The organism is Sphingobacterium psychroaquaticum (assembly GCF_900177625.1).
In the GTDB taxonomy this organism is placed as follows: Bacteria; Bacteroidota; Bacteroidia; order Sphingobacteriales; family Sphingobacteriaceae; genus Sphingobacterium; species Sphingobacterium psychroaquaticum.
The window spans coordinates 218,400-243,268 of record NZ_FXAU01000003.1; the positions used below are offsets into that span (position 1 = coordinate 218,400).

The 24,869-nt window shown below is 41.0% G+C and carries 23 protein-coding genes, 2 tRNA genes and 1 riboswitch; of the genes, 12 read left to right on the forward strand and 13 right to left on the reverse strand.

The features are described from left to right. Positions 1 to 116 precede the first annotated feature (116 nt). Complete coding sequence (locus B9Y69_RS09330; RefSeq protein WP_085472681.1) at positions 117 to 2,030, reverse strand: ABC-F family ATP-binding cassette domain-containing protein; 1,914 nt, start codon at positions 2,028 to 2,030, stop codon at positions 117 to 119. Positions 2,031 to 2,081: 51 nt separating this feature from the next. On the opposite strand from B9Y69_RS09330, the gene B9Y69_RS09335 reads away from it, so the two are divergent. After that, the gene (locus B9Y69_RS09335; RefSeq protein WP_085473032.1) at positions 2,082 to 3,110 is read left to right on the forward strand and encodes a quinone-dependent dihydroorotate dehydrogenase; all 1,029 of its coding nucleotides are present in this window, start codon (positions 2,082 to 2,084) and stop codon (positions 3,108 to 3,110) included. A 42-nt stretch (positions 3,111 to 3,152) separates the two neighbouring features. Here B9Y69_RS09335 and lysS read toward each other — a convergent pair whose 3' ends face one another. Beyond that, positions 3,153 to 4,859: a lysine--tRNA ligase gene (lysS, locus tag B9Y69_RS09340; RefSeq protein WP_085472682.1), complete on the reverse strand. Its 1,707-nt coding sequence runs from the start codon at positions 4,857 to 4,859 to the stop codon at positions 3,153 to 3,155. A 298-nt stretch (positions 4,860 to 5,157) separates the two neighbouring features. On the opposite strand from lysS, the gene B9Y69_RS09345 reads away from it, so the two are divergent. The 6 genes from B9Y69_RS09345 (at position 5,158) to B9Y69_RS09370 (ending at position 10,083) form a co-directional block, all read left to right on the forward strand. After that, positions 5,158 to 5,406: a type B 50S ribosomal protein L31 gene (locus B9Y69_RS09345; protein WP_085472683.1), complete on the forward strand. Its 249-nt coding sequence runs from the start codon at positions 5,158 to 5,160 to the stop codon at positions 5,404 to 5,406. 84 nt (positions 5,407 to 5,490) lie between these two features. Continuing rightward, a complete protein-coding gene (locus tag B9Y69_RS09350; RefSeq protein WP_085472684.1) occupies positions 5,491 to 6,696 on the forward strand; it encodes a putative sugar nucleotidyl transferase in 1,206 nt (401 codons plus the stop codon). An 8-nt stretch (positions 6,697 to 6,704) separates the two neighbouring features. Then, the gene (gene tpiA / locus B9Y69_RS09355) at positions 6,705 to 7,469 is read left to right on the forward strand and encodes a triose-phosphate isomerase (RefSeq protein WP_085472685.1); all 765 of its coding nucleotides are present in this window, start codon (positions 6,705 to 6,707) and stop codon (positions 7,467 to 7,469) included. Beyond that, positions 7,469 to 8,311, forward strand: a complete 843-nt coding sequence (gene prmA, locus B9Y69_RS09360; RefSeq protein WP_085472686.1) for a 50S ribosomal protein L11 methyltransferase — start codon at positions 7,469 to 7,471, stop codon at positions 8,309 to 8,311. The genes tpiA and prmA overlap by 1 nt, the downstream gene beginning before the upstream one ends. Position 8,312: 1 nt before the next feature. Next, complete coding sequence (locus tag B9Y69_RS09365; protein ID WP_085472687.1) at positions 8,313 to 9,683, forward strand: Mur ligase domain-containing protein; 1,371 nt, start codon at positions 8,313 to 8,315, stop codon at positions 9,681 to 9,683. A 67-nt stretch (positions 9,684 to 9,750) separates the two neighbouring features. Next, positions 9,751 to 10,083, forward strand: coding sequence for a helix-turn-helix domain-containing protein (locus tag B9Y69_RS09370; RefSeq protein WP_085472688.1), 333 nt, complete (start codon positions 9,751 to 9,753; stop codon positions 10,081 to 10,083). A gap of 113 nt (positions 10,084 to 10,196) precedes the next feature. Here the strand turns inward: B9Y69_RS09370 and B9Y69_RS19285 are convergent, their stop codons facing one another. The 3 genes from B9Y69_RS19285 to B9Y69_RS09380 form a co-directional block, all read right to left on the reverse strand. Further along, on the reverse strand, positions 10,197 to 10,352 hold the full coding sequence (locus B9Y69_RS19285; protein ID WP_166785158.1) for a hypothetical protein: 156 nt from the start codon (positions 10,350 to 10,352) through the stop codon (positions 10,197 to 10,199). A 131-nt stretch (positions 10,353 to 10,483) separates the two neighbouring features. Further along, positions 10,484 to 11,044, reverse strand: coding sequence for an SMC-Scp complex subunit ScpB (gene scpB / locus B9Y69_RS09375; protein ID WP_085472689.1), 561 nt, complete (start codon positions 11,042 to 11,044; stop codon positions 10,484 to 10,486). Positions 11,045 to 11,055: 11 nt separating this feature from the next. Beyond that, entirely contained in the window at positions 11,056 to 12,177 is a 1,122-nt protein-coding gene (locus tag B9Y69_RS09380; protein WP_085472690.1) for a CofH family radical SAM protein, read from the reverse strand. Between the two features lie 154 nt (positions 12,178 to 12,331). Between B9Y69_RS09380 and ispE the strand changes: the two genes are divergently transcribed. Next, positions 12,332 to 13,144, forward strand: a complete 813-nt coding sequence (ispE, locus tag B9Y69_RS09385) for a 4-(cytidine 5'-diphospho)-2-C-methyl-D-erythritol kinase (protein ID WP_085472691.1) — start codon at positions 12,332 to 12,334, stop codon at positions 13,142 to 13,144. A 311-nt stretch (positions 13,145 to 13,455) separates the two neighbouring features. Here the strand turns inward: ispE and B9Y69_RS09390 are convergent, their stop codons facing one another. The 5 genes from B9Y69_RS09390 to B9Y69_RS09410 form a co-directional block, all read right to left on the reverse strand. Further along, positions 13,456 to 14,637 (reverse strand): homoserine dehydrogenase, encoded by a 1,182-nt coding sequence (locus B9Y69_RS09390; protein ID WP_085472692.1) that lies wholly within the window; start codon positions 14,635 to 14,637, stop codon positions 13,456 to 13,458. 9 nt (positions 14,638 to 14,646) lie between these two features. Continuing rightward, complete coding sequence (locus B9Y69_RS09395) at positions 14,647 to 15,705, reverse strand: homoserine O-acetyltransferase family protein (protein ID WP_085472693.1); 1,059 nt, start codon at positions 15,703 to 15,705, stop codon at positions 14,647 to 14,649. A 43-nt stretch (positions 15,706 to 15,748) separates the two neighbouring features. Continuing rightward, positions 15,749 to 17,059 carry an O-acetylhomoserine aminocarboxypropyltransferase/cysteine synthase family protein gene (locus B9Y69_RS09400; protein WP_085472694.1) on the reverse strand — a complete coding sequence of 437 codons (1,311 nt, stop codon included), beginning with the start codon at positions 17,057 to 17,059 and terminating at the stop codon, positions 15,749 to 15,751. Positions 17,060 to 17,300: 241 nt separating this feature from the next. Continuing rightward, positions 17,301 to 17,414, reverse strand: a riboswitch (SAM riboswitch). A 150-nt stretch (positions 17,415 to 17,564) separates the two neighbouring features. Continuing rightward, positions 17,565 to 17,640, reverse strand: a tRNA-Phe gene (locus tag B9Y69_RS09405). Positions 17,641 to 17,680: 40 nt separating this feature from the next. Next, positions 17,681 to 17,753, reverse strand: a tRNA-Phe gene (locus B9Y69_RS09410). A gap of 185 nt (positions 17,754 to 17,938) precedes the next feature. On the opposite strand from B9Y69_RS09410, the gene mnmA reads away from it, so the two are divergent. Continuing rightward, positions 17,939 to 19,030 carry a tRNA 2-thiouridine(34) synthase MnmA gene (mnmA, locus tag B9Y69_RS09415; protein WP_085472695.1) on the forward strand — a complete coding sequence of 364 codons (1,092 nt, stop codon included), beginning with the start codon at positions 17,939 to 17,941 and terminating at the stop codon, positions 19,028 to 19,030. 41 nt (positions 19,031 to 19,071) lie between these two features. Here the strand turns inward: mnmA and gap are convergent, their stop codons facing one another. From gap to pfkA, 3 genes are read right to left on the reverse strand one after another with little or no spacing between them, the layout of a single operon-like run. Next, positions 19,072 to 20,067, reverse strand: a complete 996-nt coding sequence (gene gap / locus B9Y69_RS09420) for a type I glyceraldehyde-3-phosphate dehydrogenase (protein ID WP_085472696.1) — start codon at positions 20,065 to 20,067, stop codon at positions 19,072 to 19,074. A 4-nt stretch (positions 20,068 to 20,071) separates the two neighbouring features. After that, positions 20,072 to 20,920, reverse strand: coding sequence for a hypothetical protein (locus B9Y69_RS09425; RefSeq protein WP_085472697.1), 849 nt, complete (start codon positions 20,918 to 20,920; stop codon positions 20,072 to 20,074). 10 nt (positions 20,921 to 20,930) lie between these two features. After that, positions 20,931 to 21,926 (reverse strand): 6-phosphofructokinase, encoded by a 996-nt coding sequence (pfkA, locus tag B9Y69_RS09430; RefSeq protein ID WP_085472698.1) that lies wholly within the window; start codon positions 21,924 to 21,926, stop codon positions 20,931 to 20,933. Positions 21,927 to 22,063: 137 nt separating this feature from the next. Here pfkA and B9Y69_RS09435 point away from each other — a divergent pair, with 137 nt between their 5' ends. The 3 genes from B9Y69_RS09435 (at position 22,064) to B9Y69_RS09445 (ending at position 24,831) form a co-directional block, all read left to right on the forward strand. Next, on the forward strand, positions 22,064 to 22,726 hold the full coding sequence (locus B9Y69_RS09435; RefSeq protein ID WP_085472699.1) for an NUDIX hydrolase: 663 nt from the start codon (positions 22,064 to 22,066) through the stop codon (positions 22,724 to 22,726). Between the two features lie 134 nt (positions 22,727 to 22,860). Continuing rightward, positions 22,861 to 23,466, forward strand: coding sequence for a TetR/AcrR family transcriptional regulator (locus tag B9Y69_RS09440; protein ID WP_085472700.1), 606 nt, complete (start codon positions 22,861 to 22,863; stop codon positions 23,464 to 23,466). A 21-nt stretch (positions 23,467 to 23,487) separates the two neighbouring features. After that, the gene (locus B9Y69_RS09445) at positions 23,488 to 24,831 is read left to right on the forward strand and encodes a TolC family protein (RefSeq protein ID WP_085472701.1); all 1,344 of its coding nucleotides are present in this window, start codon (positions 23,488 to 23,490) and stop codon (positions 24,829 to 24,831) included. Positions 24,832 to 24,869: the final 38 nt, after the last annotated feature.

The following is a 24,869-nucleotide window of genomic DNA, read 5'->3' on the forward strand; positions in this document are numbered from 1 at the left end:
ACAAAGCATAGGCTGTACGCGTTCTTAGTGATCACCCCATGTGGTTACTTAAAAAGGAGTACTTTTTTCTCTTATGTATAAAAACAAAGGCCGTACGTGGGTACAGCCTTTGTGGATTAATTTTCTAATCCCATTATTTCTTCTGCGAGCAATTCCCAATCTGTTTGCAGCTGATCAAAAGTCGCTTTAATCGAATTGTATTGCCTTGTTGTTTCTTGCAGCTTTACAGCATCTGAATAGACCGCTTCCTGAGCGAGTTCGAATTCTAAACTTTTGACTTGTTGTTCGGTCGTGTTTATTTTTTGCTCGAGTGCCGATAGTTCTTTATTCTTTTGTTGCAGGATTCGGAATGTGTCGTCGGTTGGTTGTTTTTTCTCTTTAGGAGCTTCTTCCTTAACCACCTTTTTCTCGACTTTCTTCTCCGGTTTTATCACCCGTTTACTATTCCATTCTTCAAATTCCTGATAGGTTCCTGGGTACTCCTTAATCTCTTTTTCTTCGATGTACCATATCTTGTTGGCAATATTGTCGAGGAAGTAACGGTCGTGGGAAACGACGATAAATGTTCCTTCATATTGCTGAAGTGCTTGGATCAAAATATTTACCGAAGCCATATCCAAGTGGTTGGTCGGCTCATCGAGCACCAAGAAGTTGGCGTCCGCCGTTAGGGCCTTCGCTAAGGCTACACGTGATTTCTCACCACCGGAAAGAACCTTAATCTTTTTAAAGACATCGTCGCCAGTGAACAAGAAACAACCTAAGATCGAACGTAGCTCTGTTTCAGTGTGTTTTGGTGCAAAGGCTACAAGCTCTTGTAGGATGGAATTTTCCAAATGAAGCGCTTCTAGCTGGTGCTGCGCAAAGAAAGTTTGCGATACATTATGTCCCTTTATGCTGGTGCCGCTAAACTCTTTATCCGCATCGGCAACGATACGTAAGAGCGTTGATTTTCCTTTTCCATTCGCTCCGATGAGGGCAATTTTATCACCTTTCTCAATTAAGCCGCTTGTGTTTTTTAAGATTTCTAAGTTGGGGTACGACTTAGAGATATTCTCTAAAGTAACGACATGGCGCCCGGAAGGCTTAGAAAATTTAAAGCTGAAGTTTACCTCGGGGTTGTCATCATCGACAGCATCGACTTTGTCCATACGATCCAATGCTTTGATCCGTGATTGAACCATCTTCGCTTTACTCGCTTTGGCTCGAAAGCGCTCAATAAGTTTTTCTTCCTGTTTGATTTTTGCCTGTTGGTTCTTGAACTGATTTCCTTGAATCTCCTCTCGCATGGATTTTTCTTCCAGGTAAAACGTGTAGTTACCCGCATATACGTTAAGTTTACCTTTGCGGGATTCCACGGTTTTATTGATGATTTTATCCAAGAAATACCGGTCATGGGAAACAATCACAATTGCTCCTTCAAAGGCATGGAGATAAGTTTCCAACCATTTGATGGAAGGTAAATCCAAGTGGTTGGTTGGCTCATCGAGTAATAAAATATCTGGCGTTTGCAGTAATATACGTGCAAGCATAACGCGCATACGCCATCCTCCTGAAAAGGTTGCCAACGGTCGTTTTTGTTCGTCATCCGAGAAACCTAGTCCAGCGAGGATTTCATGTGCACGAAACTCGATACTATAACCATCCAGAGCTTCAAACTCCATTTGCTTATCGCTCAACTTATTCAGGATCTCTTCGGAGTAGTCGGTCTCGAGTTTCTGTAATAAGGTTTCTATTTCAGTATGTAGTTGGTTCTGGCGTTCAAAAGCCTCCATAGCCACATGTAATATGCTTTTTTCCGAATGATAAGACAAAAGATCCTGGTTCAGGTAGCCTATTTTAAGGTCTTTAGCCATGGATATCGTCCCTGAAGTCGGAGCGTAATCGCCTACGATCAGTTTTAATAACGTTGATTTACCAGCACCATTTGCACCGATCAAACCAGCCTTATCTCCCGGTTTTATATGCCAATTGGCTTCGTCATAAAGTGCACGAGAACCAATTTCGAATGTTAAATTATTTATTGAAATCATTTGCTGACAAAAGTAATGAATATTTCTGCTTCTTTGGCTACCTTTGCGTTTATGTACAAAATAGTCAAACCTTTATTCTTTAGTATGAGTCCCGAGACGGCTCACCATAACGTTACTGGTGGTTTACGTCGGTTCAATAAGATATGGGGGGCACAAGCTCTCCTCAAAGCGTTGTATACCGTGGAGGATAAACGGCTTGAGCGTGAGGTTTTTGGATTAAAGTTTAAAAATCCGGTAGGCTTGGCTGCGGGTTTTGATAAAAACGCCGAGTATATCGATGATATGGCGAAGCTTGGTTTCGGTTTTATTGAGATCGGTACGGTAACCCCGCGTCCACAACCTGGAAACGATAAGCCTCGGATGTTTAGATTGGTGCATGATGAGGCATTGATCAATCGTATGGGGTTCAATAATCAAGGGGCAGATGTGGCTGCAGCACGATTAAAAAACTTGAAAAATAAAGAGGGGCTTATTATCGGCGGAAATATTGGTAAAAATAAAGTCACGCCGAATGAAGAAGCTGTAAGCGATTATATCTATTGTTTTAACGCTTTATTTGATTATGTAGACTATTTTGTCGTTAATGTGAGCTCTCCGAATACTCCGGGACTGCGGGATTTGCAGGAAAAGGAACCTCTAACGAAATTGTTGAATACGTTACAGGAACTGAATCTTAAGAAAGCCAACCCAAAGCCTATTTTATTAAAGATAGCGCCCGACTTAACCGATTCGCAACTGGATGATATCGTTGAAATTGTAATGAATACAAAAATTGCCGGCGTTATTGCTACAAATACAACTATTGTGCGGGAGGGTTTACAAAGTGATCCAGCTATTGTGCAAGAGATGGGAGGGGTGAGTGGTAAGCCGCTAACGAAACGTTCTACCGAAGTAATTCGTTATTTGGCAACAAAATCTAACGGTGCTTTTCCGATTATTGGCGTAGGTGGCATTCATAGTGCGGAAGATGCATTGGAGAAATTGGACGCCGGCGCTTCATTGATTCAAATCTATACGGGCTTTATCTATGAAGGGCCTGCTTTGATTAGTAAGATATGTAAAGGCTTATTGAGTAAATAACATAAAAAAAGGAGGATTAAAAATCCTCCTTTTTTTATGTGTTTATTTTTTAACGATCATTTTATTATCCCCTTCGGTAATAATATCGATCAATTCTTTTTGTCGTAAACCTTTAGTTGCGATATCCCATTTTTTACCGCTTAAGGCCGTTGCTTCCTTTACTTCACCAAGTGATTTTGGTTCGTCGCCTAATAGTGCAAGCACTGCTTTTTCTTCTTCGGTAAGTTCGATCACCACCTCTTTTTTCTCTGGGCGCATTTGTGGGAAGAACAATACTTCTTGGATGGATGGGTTGTTCGTTAAGAACATAATCAAGCGATCCATACCAATGCCTAAGCCTGATGTAGGTGGCATACCGTACTCTAAGGCACGTAGGAAATCTTGATCAATGAACATGGCTTCGTCATCTCCCTTTTCAGATAGTTGCAATTGATGTTCAAAGCGTTCGCGTTGATCGATCGGGTCATTAAGCTCTGAGTATGCATTGGCAATTTCTTTACCACATACCATCAGTTCAAAACGCTCTGTCAATTCTGGGTTATTGCGGTGCTTTTTCGTTAATGGAGACATCTCGATAGGATAGTCCGTGATAAAGGTTGGCTGAATGTAGTTTCCTTCACATTTCGCACCAAAGATTTCATCGATCAGTTTACCTTTACCCATCGTGTCATTAACAGCGATGCCCATTCCTTTTGCTGCTTCACGAATCTCATCTTCCGATTTTCCAATAATATCAAAGCCCGTGAAATCGATGATCGATTGCGCCATGGTTACGCGTTTAAATGGTGCTTTGAAATCAATGTGGTGCTCGTTAAATGTTGCTTTTGTTGTTCCGTTTACGGCAACCGCACAATGTTCCAACAAACGTTCGGTAAATTCCATCATCCAGTTGTAGTCTTTATAGGCCACATAGATTTCCATTGCCGTAAATTCGGGGTTGTGTGTGCGGTCCATTCCTTCGTTACGGAAGTTTTTCGAGAACTCATATACTCCATCAAAACCACCAACAATCAGTCGTTTCAAGTAAAGTTCATTGGCAATACGTAGGTACAAAGGAATGTCCAATGCATTGTGATGCGTGATGAAAGGGCGCGCTGCAGCGCCACCCGGTATGGATTGCAGGATAGGCGTTTCTACTTCCATGTATCCCGCACTGTTGAAGAAATCACGCATCGCATTGAAGAGCTTGGTTCTTTTAACAAAGATGTCTCTGTTTTGTGGATTTACGATCAAATCAACATAACGCATACGATAACGCTGCTCCGGATCAGTGAAAGCGTCGAATGTCTTTCCTTCTGCTTCTTTTACCACAGGTAGCGGACGGAGCGACTTTGTCAATAAGGTAAGTTTCTCTACGTGAATAGAGATTTCTCCCGTTTGTGTTGTAAAGACATAGCCCTCAACGCCAACAATATCACCAATATCAAGTAATTTTTTGAAAACCGTATTGTACAAAGTCTTGTCTTCACCAGGGCAGATATCATCGCGCTTTACATACGCCTGTATACGTCCGCTCGAATCTTGCAGCTCCATAAAAGAGGCGCTACCCATCACGCGGCGACCCATAATACGTCCCGCAAAGCGAATGTTCTTATAGTTAAGCTTATCGCGTTCGTAGTGTTCTAAAATATCAGCGGCAGAAACGTTTACCTTGAATTCGTCAGCAGGGAATGGGTTAATACCCAGGTCTATAATCGCTTGAAGATTTAATCTGCGTTGTTGTTCCTGTTCAGAAAGTACCGTACTCATGGTTTCTATAAATAAATGTATATTAATTAAAGACAAAAATCGGGAGCCGATCGCGAAGCACACTTTATGTATGGCTAACAGGAAGTGGAGGAGTCGTTTGTCCCGGTTGTTAAGGAGGCAAAAATAGGAAAAAACTTTCAGGATTCCATTGGAAAACGTACCTTTGCACGTACGATAGAGGGCACTACATCGAAATGATGTCTGTGTGAATAATATTCTTTTGTTTTTTTTGAAAATAAAAATTATCTTTGCACCTCAATTGTTGAATATTTGAATATATAGTAATCATAAAGATAAAATGAAAAAAGATTTGCATCCATCGAACTACAGATTAGTTGTTTTCAAAGATATGTCTAACGAATATTCTTTCGTAACTAAATCATGTGTAGATACTAAGGAGACTATTACATGGGAAGATGGTAATGAATATCCATTAGTGAAATTAGAGATCTCTCACACTTCACACCCATTCTATACAGGTAAAATGAAATTGGTTGATACAGCAGGACGTATCGATAAATTCCGTAGCCGTTACAACAAAAAGTAATCCGTATAACGGTTATAGATTAACACGAGATTATCCCGATGAGTTCGCCTTATCGGGATTTTTTTATGTACTTTTATCTTTGCTATGATGGAAGTTGTTTTACACGATCGCGCAACATGGCGGGATCATTTATTGCCATTGTCCTATACCCGACCTGTAGGCAATTTACGGGTTGGCGCACTGACCTTGCAGGAAAAGTGGTGCCTTATTTTTGATAAACCTGTTTTCTACCATACCGAAACCTATCTTCAAGATAAATTTAAAGCACCAGATTATGATGCAACGTCATCATTCTTGGTTATTCGCGGGAATATTTGTCCGTCCGTCGCTCTAATCGAGGTGTTACGCTCATTACCTGTTGGAACATTGCTTGTAAAAGATGACTTGTGGATTGCCTATCATACACAATCCTGGAATGACGGACATCAGCTGAAGCATCTTAAGTTGGTCCAGTACGAGGACATCGTTGATGTGGTTGCTTTTCCAGAGGATATCTTTCTTTTGAATGCTGCACAAATCGTGTTTGATTATAACTTGTTGACCGATGGTAAACAATCCGCCGGCTTGTCGGGAACCAACGTGGTGCTGGGTACGGATCTCTTTATTGGAGAGGGGGTCGAAGCGGAGTGTTGTACCTTCAATACAACGACGGGGCCTATTCTTATCGAAGACGGGGCTAAGATCGAGGAGGGGAGTCACCTTCGTGGACCAATTGCGATTGGTAAATCCGCTCGGGTTAAGATGGGGACGAAGTTGTACCCGAATGTAACGATCGGACCGGGTTCGGTTATTGGTGGTGAGGTAAACAATACGGTGTTATGGGGGAATTCGGCAAAAGGACATGATGGTTATCTCGGTTGTGCGGTTCTCGGAGAGGGGTGTAATCTCGGTGGAGGCACAGGTAATTCGAATATGCAAAACAACTGGAAAACCGTTTCTTTGTTTGATTATAAGAACAGTGCTTATCGGGATACGGGACAGCGGAAGGTCGGTCTCTTTATGGGAGATTATGCGATGTGCGGGATCAATTCTACGCTTACAACAGGATGTGTAATTGGTACAGGAGCACAGCTCGCAATTTCAAATATTATTCCGAAATTTGTGCCAGATTTTTTGTGGTTAACAGACTATAAGAGTGAAGGCTATGATTGGGTTAAATTTGAAGAAATGTTGGCACACCGGATGATTGTGCGTGGCGATGCGGCCGATGAAACAACATTAAAAATTTTGTGGGAGGTTTTTGTGCGGACGAAAAATAGAAACGAAGAATTTATTAAACAGAGAAAATAAAAAATATTATGCGTAAAAACATTGTTGCAGGAAACTGGAAGATGAATTTGGACTATGAACAAGGATTGAGCCTGTTCTCGGAAATTGTTAATATGGTTAAGGATGAGGTTGTGGGTAATCAAGAGGTTGTTGTATGCAGCCCTGCGATTCACCTTTCTAGCTTGGCTAAGTTGTCCACAGCGAAAGTCGCTGTTGGGGCACAGAATATCCATCAAGCAGCATCGGGCGCTTATACCGGAGAGATTTCGGCAAGTCAGGTTAAATCAGTAGGTGCGTCGTATGTTATTTTAGGTCACTCTGAACGCAGAGCGTATTTTGGTGAAACAGATGCTCTTTTAGCGGAGAAAGTTGATGCAGCACTAGCGCACGGTTTGAAACCTATTTTTTGTATTGGTGAAACAAAAGAAGAGCGTGAAAGCGGTGAGTTTTTTGCTGTTATAAAAACACAATTAGAACAGGGGTTGTTCCATTTATCGGCTGATGCTTTTCAAGCAGTTGTTTTAGCATATGAGCCAGTTTGGGCGATTGGTACAGGCTTGACCGCTACACCCGCACAAGCACAAGATGTACATGCATTTATCCGCCAAACTTTAGTGGAGAAATACGGACAGGAGATTGCTGAGAATACAACAATCCTTTACGGCGGTAGCTGTAATCCAAGTAATGCGAATGAGTTGTTCTCGCAAACAGATATTGATGGCGGATTGATTGGTGGTGCTTCTTTGAAATCACGTGATTTCCTTGAGATTGTAAAGGTTTTTAATTCCAAGTAATGAGATATTCATCGGTGACTTTTATCACCCCTTCTATTGAGGATTGGCAAAAAGATTTGTTGATCGATGCGTTGGGGGATATCGGTTATGATACATTTGAAGATGTTGCAGGTGGTTTTGCTGCCTATATTCCGACCGCAAACTATGATTTACAAGCGCTAGAGACCACTTTGTTACACCATAGTGAAGGTTTTGATGTGCAGTATACCGTCGCGGATCTGGACGATCAAAATTGGAATAAACTATGGGAAAGTAATTTTAATCCTATTGTGGTCGATAATCGTTGTTATGTGCGTGCGACATTCCATGAGCCACGTCCGGATATGGCTTACGAGATCGTTATCGATCCCAAAATGTCATTTGGTACGGGGCATCACCAAACAACGTCTATGATGCTTTCTTATATTTTAGAAAACCAATTCACGGGTACAGCTGTTTTAGATATGGGCTGCGGCACCGGAATCTTAGCTATTTTAGCGATTAAGCGCGGTGCAGATCATGTTTTGGCAGTCGACTACGATGATATTTGTGTAGCTAGTGTGGAAGAAAACAAAGGGCTTAACAATATCAATACGATAACAACAAAATTAGGGTCGAAAGAAGTGATAGAAGGATCGAAGTTTGATATAATTTTAGCGAATATAAACAGGAACATTTTACTTGACCAATTGGAACAGTATAGTCTTTGTTTAGGAGAAAACGGACAATTGTATATCAGTGGTTTCTACGATGGAGAGGATCTCTCTATTTTGAGCGAAAAGGCACAGCAATATGGCTTTTCTTTCGAAAGTAAAAAAGTGCTGGATAGTTGGTGTTCGGCAAAATTTGTAAAGAACAGTTAAGATGCGCATTCATTTTATTGCCATAGGAGGTGCTGTGATGCATAATTTAGCTATTTCTTTAGCTGAGCAAGGGCATCAGGTAACAGGATCCGACGACCAAATCGTTGAACCATCGCGATCTCGATTGCTAAAAGCAGGTCTTTTACCCGCTCAATTGGGGTGGTTTTCGGATAAGATTACCGAAGATATCGACGCGGTGATCCTAGGTATGCACGCGGAGGAAAATAATCCAGAGCTCAAGGCGGCACAGGAGCTAGGAATAAAAATTTACTCTTTTCCAGAGTTTATACATGAGTTAAGTGCCAACAAAACACGTGTGGTAATTGCTGGTACCTACGGTAAAACGACCATCATGAGCATGGTTATGCACGTGTTGAAAGCTTTAGACCGTGATTTTGACTACCTGGTAGGCGCGCAATTGGAGGGATTTGATTCTTTGGTGAAGTTGACCGCACATAATAAAATTATTTTGATCGAGGGCGATGAATATTATGCATCGGCCATCGATCATCGTTCTAAATTTCACCTTTTCCATCCGAATATTGCACTCATTAGTGGTATCGATTGGAACGAAACAAGAACTAACATTTCAAAAGAAGATTATTTATCGTTGTTTGATAGTTTTATTTCTACCATTGTGCCCAAAGGGACCTTGATTTACAATAAAGATAGTGCGATATTACGTGATATTGTGGAGCAAACATTGGACTGTAAGATTAATCGACATGGTTATAAAATGCCCGAATATTCCATTAACAAAGGCGTTACGTATTTGCATAATGGAGAAGAACGTATCCCTTTGCAAGTTTTTGGTAAGCTGAACCTCTCTAATATTGCAGGGGCTTACACGGTCTGTGAATGGTTGGGCGTGAAGCGTACCGATTTCTATAAGGCTATTGTAAGCTTCCAAAGCTCCATTCGATATTTGGAGTTTGTGGCGAGTGTGAACGGTAGTGTCGTGTATCAAGACTTTCTTTTTTCACCTTATAAACTACGTACAAGTATCCATGCGGTGAAGGAACAGTTCCCCGGTCAAGGATTAGTTACAATCATGGAGCTTAATCCATATGATGTGCTAAATGAAAACTTTCTTGACCAATACGCATCCTCTATGGACGAATCGGATCATGCTGTTGTTTTAGTTAATAAGGATTCAATTAAAGATAAAAACATTTTGCTAAACACGCTTGAAAGCGATATAAAACAAGTTTTTAACCACAAGAATTTTGTTTTTTTGACTGATTTGAATGCGTTAGAGGGTTATTTGGAGTCTTTTAAATCGTTAGGTTTCAATCTTTTGTTTATGGTTTCGCCTAAACATAACACGATGAATATCGTCAGTTTCTCCGATAAATTCTTTAAAAATTTTTGATTTCTTAATTTTAATTTTTTACCTTATGGTTTTTTTTCTTACTTTTGGAATAAAGTAAAATTTACCCATGAACGCATTAGGAAAAAAAATCCGCTTATTAAGGCATCAGAAAGGTTGGAGTCAAGAAGATGTGGCCAAAAGGCTAGACATTTCTATTCCAGCATTCTCAAAAATCGAAACAGGTATTACCGATGTAAACTTGTCTCGTTTGAATCAAATCTCTAAACTATTTGGCTTGACTCTTGTGCAGCTATTGTCCACTTCAGACTCTGAAGAAGAGAAACAAATTCAAGACGAAATTGATAATTTGAGTAAAAAACTTCAATTGAGAGAAGTTGAAGTAATCGATTTACAGAAAAAAGTAATTGACTTGTACGAGCAATTACACCGAAGTAAATAAGAATTGAGTCGAGCGGTAATGAAAAAAGAGGCAGAATGAACATTCTGCCTCTTTCGCTTTACATTAATTTCTTTCTGGTGTCTATTCTCAATAGGTAGATTATTGGTAATCGACTAGAAATCGTCATCATCAAAATCCTCAAACTCTCCGATTGAGTCAATTTCTTCAATTTCGAAATCATCATCATAGACATCATCTGCATCATCTTCCGGACCGTTAAAATTGATTGTTTCATCAATAAGAACTTCTTGTACTGCCTCTTGCGCCATAGCCTTTACTTGTTAAAAAATGATTAATATGCTGTTTCTTACTAGGGGTAAAAATAATCAAGAATATTTGAACTTGAAATTTTTTTTGTTTTTTTTATCCTTGTAATTCAATGGGTTATGATGGTGCGGTGCTATTCCGTAATTTCTCCAATCGTATTTTCTTCTGCTATAATATCTTTTAGCTGCGGAAGATCTTTCGTTGATTTTATACCGAAATGATTCATGAATTGATCACTCGTAGCATAGAGTAATGGCTTCCCGATTGTCTCCGCTTTTCCTGTAATCTGGATTAGTTTCTTTTCGAGCAATCGTTGGATAGAATAGTCACAATTAACACCTCGAATTTGTTCAATCTCCAACTTCGTGATCGGCTGTCGGTAGGCAATAATCGATAAGGTCTCTAGGCCGGATTGGCTTAATTTCTTTTTGTCTTTATGTGCCTGTAACTGGTTGACTGTTTCGTGGTAGATGTCTTTCGTTAAAAACTGGTATTGTTTACCGATAATTTTTAAGCTGAAGACTTGGTCTTCGCGGTTGTACTTCTCAAAGATTTTTTTCATGAGTTCTACAACCTCTTGGTTGGTTACATCAACCGCTAATGCATCGTGCAAAATCTGTCGAATATCATTCGCTGAAATACCTTCCTCACTTGCAAAGATAATCGCTTCGATATGTAGTAATATGTCGTTCAACGCTTAAGATACTAGTAGTTAATGACTTGTTCTTCCATTTGCGGCAACTCTCGGAAATCGTACTTCTGTGTACGCAGCTGAGGCTCGAAGCCTGCTTCTAAGATTGCTTCCTGTATCGATCTCGAGGTAAAGCGATGTGGCGCTCCAGCGGCGGAAACAACATTTTCTTCGATCATGATCGAACCAAAATCATTTGCACCGGCTTGCAAGCACAACTGCGCCGTACGTTTACCGACGGTTAACCAGGACGCTTGGATATTTTTAATATTAGGGAGCATAATACGACTTAAAGCTATCATGCGGATATATTCTTCACTCGTTACATTGTTCGTAATGCCACGTAAACGTTTTAGAAGGGTTCCGTCATCTTGGAATGGCCAAGGGATAAAGGCGATGAATCCATGGTTATCCGCTGGTTTTTCGGCTTGCACGTCGCGAATCCAAACCAAGTGTTCGAAACGTTCCTCGATAGTCTCGATATGACCAAACATCATCGTAGCTGAAGTTGGTAAGTTAATCTTGTGTGCTGCACGCATCACATCTAACCACTCTTGTCCGCCACATTTTCCTTTGGAGATCAAACGACGTACACGGTCGTTTAGAATTTCTGCTCCAGCTCCAGGTAGTGAGTCCAGTCCGGATTCCTTTAGTGCGGTTAGTACCTCTAAATGCGACATGCCTTCAAGTTTGGCAATATGCGCAATTTCGGGGGGGCCTAACGCGTGTAATTTTAGCGCTGGGTAAAGCTCTTTGAGCTGTTTGAAAATGGTAGCATAAAATGCTAAACCTAGATCAGGATGGTGTCCCCCTTGTAACAAAAGCTGATCACCACCGTACTTAAAAGTCTCTTCGATCTTTTGTTTGTAGGTTTCTATATCTGTGATGTAGCTGTCTTCGTGCCCCGGTCGACGGAAGAAGTTGCAGAATTTACAGTTCGCAATGCACACATTGGTCGTGTTTACATTCCGATCTATCTGCCAAGTTACCTTGCCGTGTGGTACTTGGATCTTGCGTAAAGTGTTGGCTACATATGTCAAATCTGCGGTTGCAGCATGGTGATATAAGTGGATGCCTTCCTCTTTGCTCAAGAACTCAAATTTGAGCGCGCGCGCTAATAATTCATCTACATTCATGGTAAGCAAACTTAGATAAAATTGCTTTTAATTGCAATTTTAATCGTATCGCTGACACCATCTTTTGTTCACGGAATAGGAGGGCGGATGGTACGGAGGGGGCAATGTTTTTTAGGATGCTTCCAAGTATTCGGGAAGTTGCCTATTATTGTATATGATTTCGTATGCACACGCTAAAATAAACATCGGTCTCGATATTACGGAGAAGAGAAAAGATGGTTACCATAATTTGGAAACGGTATTCTATCCTTTTTCCCTGTATGATATTATCGAAATATCGGAAAAGGAAAATGGAGAAACTACGCTCGAGATTACGGGTTTAGATTTAGCTGTCGATGCGGACAATTTGTGCCTAAAGGCTTTTCGATTACTTCAATCACGGTTTGATATTCCAAACCAACATATTCATCTACATAAGCAAATCCCATTTGGAGCAGGCTTAGGCGGGGGCTCTTCGGACGCTTCTACGTTGTTGAATATGCTAAATAAAAGGTATGGTTTGGAGATTCCGGAGATTGAATTGGAATCTTTAGCTGCAACCTTAGGCGCTGACTGTCCTTTTTTTATTCGTGATGTGCCAGCATATGCGGAAGGTATCGGGACGGAGCTGGAGGATATTGCATTGGACCTTTCGGCGTATTATATGGTTTTGGTTAAACCTCCCGTTAGTATCCCAACGGCAGAGGCGTATCGGCATGTTCAGCCACGCAAACCAGAACGCAATTTACGGCAGTTGGTTCGATTACCGGTTCAAGAGTGGAAGTATCATATCAAGAATGATTTTGAAGAGTCTGTGTTTGCGCAATATCCATCTGTTCGGGAACTGAAGTTGGCACTCTATGCACTGGGAGCGGTCTATGTTTCAATGTCGGGCTCTGGATCCGCAGTTTTCGCGATTTTTGATGAGAAGTGTAATATTGATGAACTAGCTCCCTTGGGAACGATTTATTATCCGGTGACGTTGTAGGTAGTTGGTAGATAGTTGATCGTAGTTGGTAGTTTTTTATAGGGCCACAAACCCCGAAGGGCTCAGCGTAGCTAAATCTTGTGTCTAGTAGTTAAGTGAGGTGCCTTTGTTATCTTGAGCTTGCCTGCAGTAGGCCGGTCTGTTGAAGGATTTATTCGTTGTTTAAGAGAGACGTTCATTCTTTACATGTTTCAATGGGTCTATATGACCGAAAAAGGCTCAGAATGAAACTAACGTTGTCATCCTGAGCCTGTCTGACTGCCGTAGGCATGTCGAACGATCAAAGGTTCCTACAAACCAATAACCATGTGTTAAACTAATTCAGCGATAAAGTTTCCAGGTTGATTAATCAGGTCTCGTTTTTCAATGATCTCTTGGAGGTTTATCTCCCCAATAACATACTTGAAGTCTTCGCTATAATAACGTTCGGAGATATTATTGAACTTAATATTCTCCAGTGTTGCCTCGTCCGTGTAACGTAAATAAACACGCAACACGTAATCTGTGCTGTATTGTATCTGCGTTGCATCGAGGTGTTTCTTATACTCGTATCTGTAGCCGTAACGGAGGGCCGTGATATCTGATAATACCGCTGATCCAGTCGGGTGGCCACCAGCCCCCTTACCAAAGAAGAATTGTTCATCGGCAAAGGCTGCTTTCACAACCACACCATTGTTTTCGTTCTCAACATTGTACAGCAGGTTGTCTGCGCTTATAAATTTCGGAAGCACATATAACACTACACGATTGTTGTCGATTTCTTTCGCTAAAGGAATAAGCTTGATTTTGAAGTTCTTTTCTTTTGCGAAGCGAATATCTTGTGTGCCAAGCTTGTCGATACCAAGATTTAAGATTTTTTCCGGATCTACATAAATACCGTAGGCGTGTGATGCTACAATAGCTAACTTGTATTTTGGATCATAACCTCCGACATCTAAAATGGGGTCGGTCTCTGCAAAACCTAGCTCTTGTGCCTTTTTTAGCGCTCCCTCGTAGCTTTGGTTCTCATTAAATATTTTCGATAAAATATAGTTTGAGGAACCGTTAAATATACCACTTACGGAATGCAAGAGCTCATTGTCGTAATATTCTTCCAGGTTACGAATAATTGGAATACTACCACATACGGCGCCTTCATAGAGCAGAGAGGTGCCATGTTCTTGTTGTATAGCCGCCAATTCCTCGAGGTGACAAGCAATCATTTTCTTATTTGCGGAGACCACATTCTTACCCGAACTTAAAGCACGCTTCGTGATCTCGAAAGCTGCTTCGGCATCGTCGATCAACTCGACAACGGTGTTGATCTCTGGGTCATTCAGGATAACATCAGCTTCTGTCGTAAATAACTCTGCAGGGAGACTTCTTTTCTTATCTGCATTTTTGATGACGAAGCGTTTTATTTCGAGGTTTAATTTTTTTGTCTTAATTATATCATACAGTCCTTGTCCTACGACACCAAAACCGAACATCCCGATGATTATTTTTTTACTCATTTTAAAGGTCTAGTTATATTGTTCTTTTATTGATTCATTAGTTGTTTTCGGTGTACGCTGAAGAAATTGTCCAATCACTTCAGTGAGTGTCTTGGTTTCAATAAGAAAACCATCATGGCCATAGAACGAATTAAGTTCATAGTAGGCTGCTCCAGGGATATTGTTTGCAATAAATTCCTGCTCTGATGACGGAAACAATACGTCTGTCGGTATACCAACAACAAGTGTCTTTGGGGTAAAAGACTGGAGCGTTTTGGCAACAGAATCTCTGTTTCTACCCAAGTGATGGCTATCCATTGCTTTGGTCAGGTACCAATAACTATACGCGTTGAAGCGCTTCACCAGTTTATCGCCTTGGTATTGTTGGTACGAAGATGCTTTATAGCTATCTGATTTCTCTGCGTCTGTTTCTTCTTGGGTTTTGGTATAAGTCTGGTAGTTCCGATAGGAGAGGAGCGCTATACTACGTGCGGCTTTTAAACCGTTCACCCCTCCATCTACGGTGTTACTAAAGAAGGTTGGATCAGCTGCAATAGAAAGCCGTTGACTTTCATTGAAGGCAATGCCCCAAGGCGACGATTGTGCGCTGGTGCCGATTACAATGAGTTGATTTACAGCAATTGTTTTTGCGGCAACCCATTCCAGTGCTTGCTGTCCGCCCAGAGATCCACCAATCAATATTTCAATCTGTTGAATCCCAAGATAATCGGCTAATCGCTGATTTACCGCTACGATGTCACGGATTGTAAACTGTGGGAAATCTAAAAAATATGGATTTCCCGTTTGCTTGTTTATGCTCAATGGGTTTGTCGTACCGTAGTGCGAACCCAACACGTTGGCGCAAACAATAAAATAATCATGTGGATTGAACAACTCATTTTCACCAAACAATCCCGGCCACCAATCGAATACATCGGAGTTTGCGGTTAGGGCATGGCATACCCATACCACATTGTCTTTCTTCTCGTTTAAGGTGCCATAGGTATGATAAGCTACTGTTAGCTCATCAATCGTGGCGCCATTTTCGAATTGGAAGGCTGTCTCCGATTTATAATATTTTAAACTCATTCTTTACCTTAATCTTTCCCCTTTACTGTAAATTGTAGTTTTCTTATTTTAGTTTATCAAATGCTTGTTGCAGATCGGCTTTGATATCATCGATATGCTCAATACCTACAGATAAACGCAGCAAACCAGGATACACACCTGCGGCTTTTTGTGCTTCTGCCGATAGCTGTTGGTGTGTCGTCGCCGATGGGTGGATAATCAATGTTTTCGCATCCCCTACATTGGCCACATGACTGATTAGCTCTAGGGCGTCGATGAAATCATTAGCTTTTTGTGCGCCACCTTTAATCGTGAAGGACAGTACAGCTCCATATCCGTTCTTCAGATATTTCTGTGCATTTTGGTGGTATGGATGGCTTTTCAAACCAGGGTAGCTTACTTTTTCTACCTGTGGATGTGCTTCTAGCCATTGAGCAATCTCCAGCGCATTGTCCACGTGTCTCTGTACACGCAAGGATAAGGTTTCTAAGCCTTGTACCAGCAAGAAGGAGTTGAACGGTGATAGGGCAGGACCAAAGTCACGTAAGCCTTCTACACGTGCGCGAATAGCAAACTGAATATTCCCGAAAGGTCCGTTGATGCCAAACACATCGGAGAATACTAAGCCATGGTAGCCTTCTGATGGTTCAGAGAATTGTTTGTATTTACCATTTCCCCAGTTGTATGTTCCGCCGTCGATAATTACACCACCGATACTCGTACCATGTCCACCGATCCATTTTGTTGCCGATTCTACAACAACATGAGCGCCATGTTCCAACGGTTTGAAAAGATAGCCACCGGCACCGAATGTGTTATCTACGATGATAGGCAGGTCATGTTTCTTTGCTAAAGCAGCAATTTTTTCGAAATCAGGAATGTTGTAGCTCGGGTTACCGATCGTCTCCAAGTAGATTGCTTTTGTCTTATCGTCAATAAGTGCTTCGATATTTTCGACCGTGCTATCTAATGCAAAACGCGCTTCGATGCCTATGCGTTTGAAGGCTACCTTGAATTGATTGTATGTTCCGCCATAAAGGTTCGATCCGGCAACGAAGTTCTCGCCACTTTCGACGATATTGTTGATTGCAATAAATTGTGCGGCTTGTCCGGAAGCAACAGCTACAGCCGCCACACCGCCTTCAAGGGCGGCTATACGTTTTTCGAATACATCCGTCGTCGGGTTCATGATACGGGTGTAGATGTTTCCGAACTGCTTTAGCGCAAAAAGATTAGCGCCATGCTCGGCATTTTCAAACGCGTAAGATGATGTTTGATATATCGGTAATGCACGGGATCCAGTTGTAGGGTCTACTTCTTGGCCAGCGTGAACTTGTAATGTTTCGAATTTTAGGTTTTTATTATCTGTTGACATAATGGTGTTGTTTTTGAATTTTGTAAAATACGTGTTAAAGCCAACCTAAGGGATGAAGGAGTGGTCGTTCTATACGAATGATAAGGAATGTAAAAAGAGGTTGGGTTACAATTTATCCATTATCACGAACGACTAGCGCATTCGCATAGCCGAAGACATCGTACAACATGTTGTTGTTCCGGTCGGATACAATAAGGACGTATTTGCTGAAATTTGTTTGATCGCTATCATTGTCTTATTTCATTTATATGCTCCAAAGCGATATTGCTTTGGACAGGAATTGGCACCTTTTCAACTTCTATTGAAGGTTGCCAGTGGGTCATAGAGCCAGTCTCTCGCCACTTCTTTATAAATCAAGACCTGATAAAAGGTGTTGATTAGTGTACCACTAACGAAGTACTCCGCAAATATATGTTTTTTTGAAACATATGCAAAAGAAAAAAGTGTTTTTTTGAAATAGGTTAAAAAAAGAAAAAGCCCATCTCGTAATGGAGACGGGCTTTTCTGGTGGTGCCAGCTGGATTCGAACCAGCGACACAAGGATTTTCAGTCCTTTGCTCTACCGACTGAGCTATGGCACCTTTTAGCTTTGTTTTGAACCTGTGCTAAGCAGGTTTTGGGTGGTGCCAGCTGGATTCGAACCAGCGACACAAGGATTTTCAGTCCTTTGCTCTACCGACTGAGCTATGGCACCTTTTTACAATAATTGTTTTCCTTTATTGTGTTGCAAATGTAGGTTCTTTTTTTGAATTCTAAAATTTTTGAGACAATTATTTTCGAGGTTTATTTCAACCTCTTGATTCTTATTGAGATAAAATTACATCAAATAAACATACCAATTACTCAAATTAGGCTATCTTTGCACTTCACAAAAATAATATGAGTAAAAGAGGTAGAGTTTTAGTGGCAATGAGTGGTGGGGTTGATAGTTCTGTCGCTGCTGTGATGTTACATGAACAAGGGTACGAGGTGATCGGTATCACGATGAAAACTTGGGATTATGCGTCGGCAGGCGGATCGTCCAAGGAAACGGGATGCTGTAGCCTGGATAGTATCAATGATGCCCGCTCTTTAGCCGTAGGTTATGGTTTCCCACATTATATATTAGATATCAGAGATGAGTTTGGCGATTATGTGATCGATAACTTCGTCGACGAGTATATTGCCGGACGCACACCAAATCCATGCGTCTTGTGCAACACGCATATCAAATGGTCTGCATTGATGAAGCGTGCGGATAAGCTCGATTGCGAATTTATCGCGACGGGGCACTATGCGAATATCCGGATGCACGATAACGGCCGATACGTCATCTCTAAAGGAAGAGATGAAAATAAAGACCAGTCTTATGTGTTGTGGGGTGTTTCACAAGAGAATCTCGCGCGCACGCAATTTCCATTAGGGAATTTCACCAAAAAGGAAATTCGCCAAATGGCATTGGATATGGGGCAGGCGGAATTGGCACAGAAGTCAGAAAGCTATGAGATATGTTTTGTGCCGGAAAACGACTATAGAGCCTTTTTAAGACACAAACGTCCGTCCCTTGATGAGGAAATTGGTCCAGGAAATTTTATCTTGTCTGATGGAACCGTAGTTGGTAAGCATATTGGTTACCCTTACTTCACGATCGGACAACGTAAAGGGCTAGGTATTGCATTGGGAAAACCAATGTTTGTAATCGAAATCCTTCCAGAGAGCAACTCGGTCGTGTTGGGCGAGGAGCATGAGCTCGAAAAATCACAGGCTTTCGTTCGGGATATCAATCTTGTTAAATATGCCTCCTTAGAAGAGCCGATGGAAGCGATTACAAAAATCAGATATAAAGATGCTGGTGCGCAGTCTATTTTGACGCAACAAGGCAATATTATGCAGGTGGATTTTACGCACAATGTAAAAGGGATTGCCCCAGGGCAGTCGGCTGTATTCTATGAAGGAAACGATCTCCTTGGAGGCGGGTTCTTAATGAAGTAAAAAAAAGCGGCAATCTAGATTGCCGCTTTTTTTATGTGATATTATAATTTACCAATCTCTTGTGCTAGATCGATGATCTTGTTCGAATAACCCCATTCGTTATCGTACCATGATACTACTTTCACGAAGTTATCGTTCAACGAGATACCAGCTTTAGCATCGAAAATTGATGTGCGTGCATCACCTAAGAAGTCTGTAGAAACAACCTCATCTTCTGTGTAACCTAAAATTCCTTTTAATTCGCCTTCAGAAGCTTCTTTCATCGCTTTTTTGATGTCTTCATACGAAGCACCTTTTTCTAAGCGTACTGTTAAATCTACAACAGAAACGTCAGCCGTAGGAACACGCATCGACATACCTGTTAGCTTACCTTTCAATTCAGGAAGTACAAGACCTACAGCTTTAGCTGCACCTGTGGATGAAGGGATGATATTTTGGTATGCGCCACGACCACCTCTCCAGTCTTTCGCTGAAGGACCATCAACTGTTTTTTGTGTTGCTGTAACCGCGTGGATGGTAGTCATCAAACCTTCGATAATTCCGAATTTATCATTCAATACCTTAGCGATAGGAGCTAAACAGTTTGTTGTACATGAAGCGTTAGAAACGATTGTGTACTCTGCTTTTAGATCTTTGTGGTTAACACCCATTACAAATGTTGGGGTATCATCTTTCGCAGGGGCAGACATAACAACTTTCTTCGCTCCAGCGTCGATGTGTTTTTGTGCTGTCTCTTGTGTAAGGAAGAAACCAGTAGATTCAATAATTACTTCAGCACCTACTTCATTCCATTTTAAGTCTGCAGGATCTTTCTCCGCTGTAACACGGATTGTTTTTCCGTTTACAATAAGGTTACCGTCCTTAACTTCTACCGTACCGTCGAAACGACCGTGTGTAGAATCATATTTAAGCATGTAAGCTAGGTAATCTGGCTCTACTAAGTCATTGATACCTACTACTTCAATATCACTGCGGTTGATGGCAGCTCTAAATGCTAAACGGCCAATACGGCCAAATCCGTTAATTCCAATTTTCATTTTATTAGTTTTTGTTAATGTAATACTTTACGAGGTTTTGAACAGGCTCTTTTATAATAGAACCAATCTGCAGCCCCTGTTCCCGACAAATTTCTTTGAGCCAATCTGCATAATTATTTGCGACAGACCCTGTGAAGTTAAATTGTGCATCGGGATAGTTTTCTGACAAGGGGAGGAGATAGGTCTTTACATAAATTTCCAATCCCTTTTTTATGTGTTGACTGATATAACTATCGTCTTTGTTCTCAAATATAAAATCGGCAAAGCTGGTCAAGAAAAGATTTGGGTTGGGGTTGTAGTACACGCGATCTAAGATCATACGGCGATCGAGGTTGTATTTTTGAAGCAGTTTCTCCCGGATACCGAAGGGCATGGCTTCGGTCAAGAAGTCTTTCAGTAACCGTCGTCCTAACCAATTTGTCGATCCTTCATCCGCTAAAATATACCCTAGCCCGTAGTTATTAGGAATAATTTTTTTTCCATTGTAGTATGCGGCATTTGATCCACTACCAATAATCCCCACAATACCCTTTTCATCGCCGAATGTCGATATGGCCGAAGCCAATACGTCATGACTTGCCTTTACACGTGCATTTTTGAAAAATTGTTTAAAGACACGTTCTATTTTCTCTTGACGCTCCGGCGAGGATGCGCCAGCACCAAAGAAATATATTTTGCGAATTTTTTCCGCATTGTTGATCAAGTGATTGCTTTTGTTTAAGAGTTGCAGGATGTACCTTTCGTCCTGGATATACGAATTTATACCCGATGTGCGAAAGCCATGAAGCACTCTATTTTTGTCGGCAATACGCCAATCGGCGTATCGAGAACCACTAAAAACAACAACAATCATATTTATTATACTAAAAAGCCATAATTTTTGCAATTTCCACTAGGTCTTCATTAAGCTTCAATTCTTTTTTACTCAATGCTTCTTCCAGTGGGGTGGTCACCATATTCGAACCACGGATTCCGATTGTTACCCGATTGTTCCCTTTAAGGAGTTCGTTTACAGCGGTGTATCCCATGCGCGTAGCCAGTACACGATCGGCGCTACTTGGTGAGCCGCCACGTTGCAGGTGTCCTAATATACTAACTTTTGTATCATAGTAATCGAATTTTTCGTTCACCCTTTTGGCCACATTGCTCGCTCCACCGTTTTTGTCCCCTTCGGCAACAATAACAATCATGGATGACTTATTGCGGTCTGCAGCGTGCTCCAACATCTCAATAAGCTCATCTATAGCGGTATCTTTCTCCGGAAGTAAAATAGCTTCCGCACCTCCCGCTACACCGGCATTCAGCGCGATACATCCAGAGTCACGCCCCATTACTTCGATAAAGAAAAGACGGTTGTGCGAAGCCGCTGTATCTCGTATTTTATCGATTGCATCAATCACTGTATTATTTGCTGTATCGTAACCGATAGTCAAATCTGTTCCGTTTAGATCGTTATCGATCGTGCCCGGAATACAGACAACAGGTATATCATACTCCCGGGAGAAAATCTCTGCTCCCGTAAATGTTCCATCACCACCAATAGCTACTAACGCATCAATACCTGCTTTTCTTATATTCTCATATGCTTTTGCTCTTCCTTCTTCGGTTCTAAATTCCAGACATCTTGCTGTTTTTAAAACCGTACCACCTTTTTGAATGATGGAACTAACCGATCGACTGGTCATGTCAAACATGCTATCTTCAATCATCCCTTGGTAACCGTGATAGATACCGGTCACCTTTTTTCCGTTATACAAAGCTGTTCTTACCGCTGCGCGAATGGCCGCGTTCATGCCCGGGGCATCCCCGCCAGAAGTAAAAACGCCAATTCTATTGATTTCTTTCACTCGATTGCTCATTTTAGGTTTTACGAATATAGTGTGTATTTCTTACACTATTAAATTTTTTTTGTTTTTTTTAGGTTTTAGTAATATAATTAAGGTAGTTTTGTTACTAGTTAACAGGTAGGTAATACTAACTTAAATTTGAGATTGTTTTGCAGACACATTTTACCATCGACTGCGTAGTTTATAGTTTTTTTGAGGGGGATTTACAGGTATTGCTCACGGAGCGTAATGAGTATCCATACAAAGATTGGTGGGCTTTGCCCGGATTTTTTGTCGGGAATCTGGAAGAGATGGAGGATGCTGTGAAACGTATTTCTTATGAACTTACTGGACTGAAAGATGTCTTTATGGAGCAGCTTGGGGCATTTGCAGGTGTAAAGCGTCATCCACAAGGACGTATTCTAACGGTTGCATATTCTACTATTGTGCGCTATGATGATGTGAAGTCACAGATTAAACCTGTTACTGACTATATGCGACAAGCAAAATGGTTTCCGGTTAAAGAGCTTCCAGAATTGGCTTTTGACCATAAGGAAATTATAGATAAGAGTTTGCAGAAGTTAAAATCTACGGTTAATTATTCTACTGCGGTGTACGAGTTATTGCCGGAGAAATTTACGCTGACCCAACTGCAACAAGTGTATGAGTCTATTCTAAATAAGGAGCTGGATAAGCGGAATTTTAGAAAAAAGATAGCCAATCTTGGTTTTTTAAAAGAACTTCCCGAGGTTCAAAAAGGAGTTTCCTACCGGGCAGCTCGTCTTTACAAATTCGATAAAAGAAAATTTCAGAAGTCTTTTGGTGTAGAGTAATGTAGCTAATAGCCTGCTTTTATTGCTTAAATTACGTTAAAATTACAATTTGCGCTTGATTCTTTGTGCGTAAACCATTTTGTTTTTATATTTTTGAACGTTTTTAGAAAAAAGTCAAAAAGTTTAAAGTAAAAATGGATAGCAAAAAGGAACAAATTGTTCGAGCAGCACTGAAGCGTTTCGCCCATTTTGGTTTTCAAAAAACCACGATGAATGAAATTGCTGTGGACTTGAACATCACAAAGGCTAATCTGTATTATTATTACCCAGATAAGAATGCCTTGATCATCGATGTACTGGAGTGTATCGCTGGTTCTATTTCTGCAAAGGAAGAAGAATTGGTCGATGGGTATGACGGGGATCTGTTAAAGGTGATCAACGAAATGTTGGACTTAAGAGCGGAGTATATGAAAGAGTACTACGTGTTGCACCTCAATGAAAGTATGGAATGGGTTAAGGGTGAGGGGGTAGCAAATATTTTAGTAGAGCTCCTGCTCAAAGATATTGCTGTGGTAAACAAATTGTTTACAAAAGCTGTCGAATATGGTGAGTTACAGCTTGCAAATATTCAACAGGCGGCAGCCTCTTTTTGTGAGATTGTGCGTGGCCTTGGTTTGATACGTAGTATTACGGATATCATTTCAGGTATGCCAAACCCGACTAAAGTAGACGAAATCTTAGTAAGCCAGAAGGCGGCAGTAAGCCTTATTTTTAGTAATAAACTTAACATCACACAATAAAAGCAGATAATTTTCGAACCGATGAAATTGAAATATCTAAGTGTTTTAGCCATTGGACTTGTGCTTCAGCTAAGCCGAGTACAAGCACAAGAGTTGCTGACCTTGCAACAGGCCATTAAATTTGCATTGGAAAATAAAGCGGATGCAAAAAAATCCAAGTTGGATGTCATCAATGCGCAGAATAAGATTGACGAGGTTCGCTCTGGAGCATTGCCTCAGGTTAACCTCAGTGCCGGAGTAACGTACAACCCGATTATTCAGCAGGTTGCGTTGGATGGTGCCTTGATGGGGAAACCGGGAGAAACCGTTTTGGTAACCATGGGGCAACGTTGGCAGTCGACACCGACACTTTCTTTGAATCAGCAATTGTTCAACCAGACCGTATTTACCGGACTTAAAGCCGCGAATACAACGCGCGAGTTTTATATTATAAACGATCAATTGACGGAAGAACAATTGATTGAAAAGGTTGCTAATGCCTATTATGATGTGTATACATCGCAGCTGAATTTGCAAACGGTACAAACCAATATCGATAACGCTTCAAAGAATCAGAAAATTATTGAAGGTTTATTTCAGGCAGGTTTGGCGAAAAAGATCGACCTAGATCGTATCGTCGTAAATATCAATAACCTGAAAGCGCAAAAACAACAATTGATCAATGGCCTGGAGCTGAAGGAAAATGCGTTGAAGTTTGCTTTGGGGATGGACATTACGAAACCGATCGAAATGCCGAAGGAGACCTTTAAGATCGATGCCGAAGTGCTTCATGAAGTGGCTGATGTGAGTAACCGTACGGAAGTTAAGGTCTTGGAAAAACAGTTGGAGTTGTTGGATCTGAATATGAAAGCTGAAAAATCAGCTTACTATCCAACATTATCACTTACTGCTAACTACGGGTATACCGGGTTTGGAGCACAGTTTCCGATCTTCAATAATCACCCTTCTGTTAACTGGGCTAACTTTAGCTCTGTGGGCTTGAATTTAGCATTTCCGGTATTTAATGGTTTTAAAACACGTTCTAAGGTGAGACAGGCGAATGTGGATATCAAGAAAGCAGAGATTGACTTGATGGATACCAAATTGGCGCTTAGCTTAGGCAATGAGAATGCAAAAGCGCAAGTGAAGAATAGTTTGTTGACGGTTAATACCAATCAGGCAAACGTTCAGTTGGCAAAAGAGGTGCTCGATAATACCTCGAACAACTACCGTAATGGATTAGCAACACTTACTGAATTGCTTGATGCAGAGCAAGCTTATGCTGATTCCCAGAATAACTTAAATACGTCCTTGCTAAACTATAAAGTTGCTGAAATTCAATTGGTGAAAGCAAATGGAAAATTAAAAACATTAGTAAACGAATAAGAGAATAAACGTTAAGACCTTAATAGACAAACAATATA

What these genes read in the sequence shown, in the direction of transcription:
- ispE (WP_085472691.1), top strand. Translation starts at nt 12,332, where the DNA reads ATGATTTCGTATGCACACGCTAAAATAAACATCGGTCTCGATATTACG.
- B9Y69_RS09365 (WP_085472687.1), top strand. Translation starts at nt 8,313, where the DNA reads ATGCGCATTCATTTTATTGCCATAGGAGGTGCTGTGATGCATAATTTA.
- B9Y69_RS09345 (WP_085472683.1), top strand. Translation starts at nt 5,158, where the DNA reads ATGAAAAAAGATTTGCATCCATCGAACTACAGATTAGTTGTTTTCAAA.
- B9Y69_RS09440 (WP_085472700.1), top strand. Translation starts at nt 22,861, where the DNA reads ATGGATAGCAAAAAGGAACAAATTGTTCGAGCAGCACTGAAGCGTTTC.
- B9Y69_RS09445 (WP_085472701.1), top strand. Translation starts at nt 23,488, where the DNA reads ATGAAATTGAAATATCTAAGTGTTTTAGCCATTGGACTTGTGCTTCAG.
- B9Y69_RS09400 (WP_085472694.1), bottom strand. Translation starts at nt 17,059, where the DNA reads ATGTCAACAGATAATAAAAACCTAAAATTCGAAACATTACAAGTTCAC.
- lysS (WP_085472682.1), bottom strand. Translation starts at nt 4,859, where the DNA reads ATGAGTACGGTACTTTCTGAACAGGAACAACAACGCAGATTAAATCTT.
- B9Y69_RS09390 (WP_085472692.1), bottom strand. Translation starts at nt 14,637, where the DNA reads ATGAGTAAAAAAATAATCATCGGGATGTTCGGTTTTGGTGTCGTAGGA.
- B9Y69_RS09395 (WP_085472693.1), bottom strand. Translation starts at nt 15,705, where the DNA reads ATGAGTTTAAAATATTATAAATCGGAGACAGCCTTCCAATTCGAAAAT.
- B9Y69_RS09380 (WP_085472690.1), bottom strand. Translation starts at nt 12,177, where the DNA reads ATGAATGTAGATGAATTATTAGCGCGCGCGCTCAAATTTGAGTTCTTG.
- B9Y69_RS19285 (WP_166785158.1), bottom strand. Translation starts at nt 10,352, where the DNA reads ATGGCGCAAGAGGCAGTACAAGAAGTTCTTATTGATGAAACAATCAAT.
- B9Y69_RS09425 (WP_085472697.1), bottom strand. Translation starts at nt 20,920, where the DNA reads ATGATTGTTGTTGTTTTTAGTGGTTCTCGATACGCCGATTGGCGTATT.
- B9Y69_RS09350 (WP_085472684.1), top strand. Translation starts at nt 5,491, where the DNA reads ATGATGGAAGTTGTTTTACACGATCGCGCAACATGGCGGGATCATTTA.
- B9Y69_RS09370 (WP_085472688.1), top strand. Translation starts at nt 9,751, where the DNA reads ATGAACGCATTAGGAAAAAAAATCCGCTTATTAAGGCATCAGAAAGGT.
- B9Y69_RS09335 (WP_085473032.1), top strand. Translation starts at nt 2,082, where the DNA reads ATGTACAAAATAGTCAAACCTTTATTCTTTAGTATGAGTCCCGAGACG.
- B9Y69_RS09330 (WP_085472681.1), bottom strand. Translation starts at nt 2,030, where the DNA reads ATGATTTCAATAAATAATTTAACATTCGAAATTGGTTCTCGTGCACTT.
- gap (WP_085472696.1), bottom strand. Translation starts at nt 20,067, where the DNA reads ATGAAAATTGGAATTAACGGATTTGGCCGTATTGGCCGTTTAGCATTT.
- mnmA (WP_085472695.1), top strand. Translation starts at nt 17,939, where the DNA reads ATGAGTAAAAGAGGTAGAGTTTTAGTGGCAATGAGTGGTGGGGTTGAT.
- pfkA (WP_085472698.1), bottom strand. Translation starts at nt 21,926, where the DNA reads ATGAGCAATCGAGTGAAAGAAATCAATAGAATTGGCGTTTTTACTTCT.
- prmA (WP_085472686.1), top strand. Translation starts at nt 7,469, where the DNA reads ATGAGATATTCATCGGTGACTTTTATCACCCCTTCTATTGAGGATTGG.
- tpiA (WP_085472685.1), top strand. Translation starts at nt 6,705, where the DNA reads ATGCGTAAAAACATTGTTGCAGGAAACTGGAAGATGAATTTGGACTAT.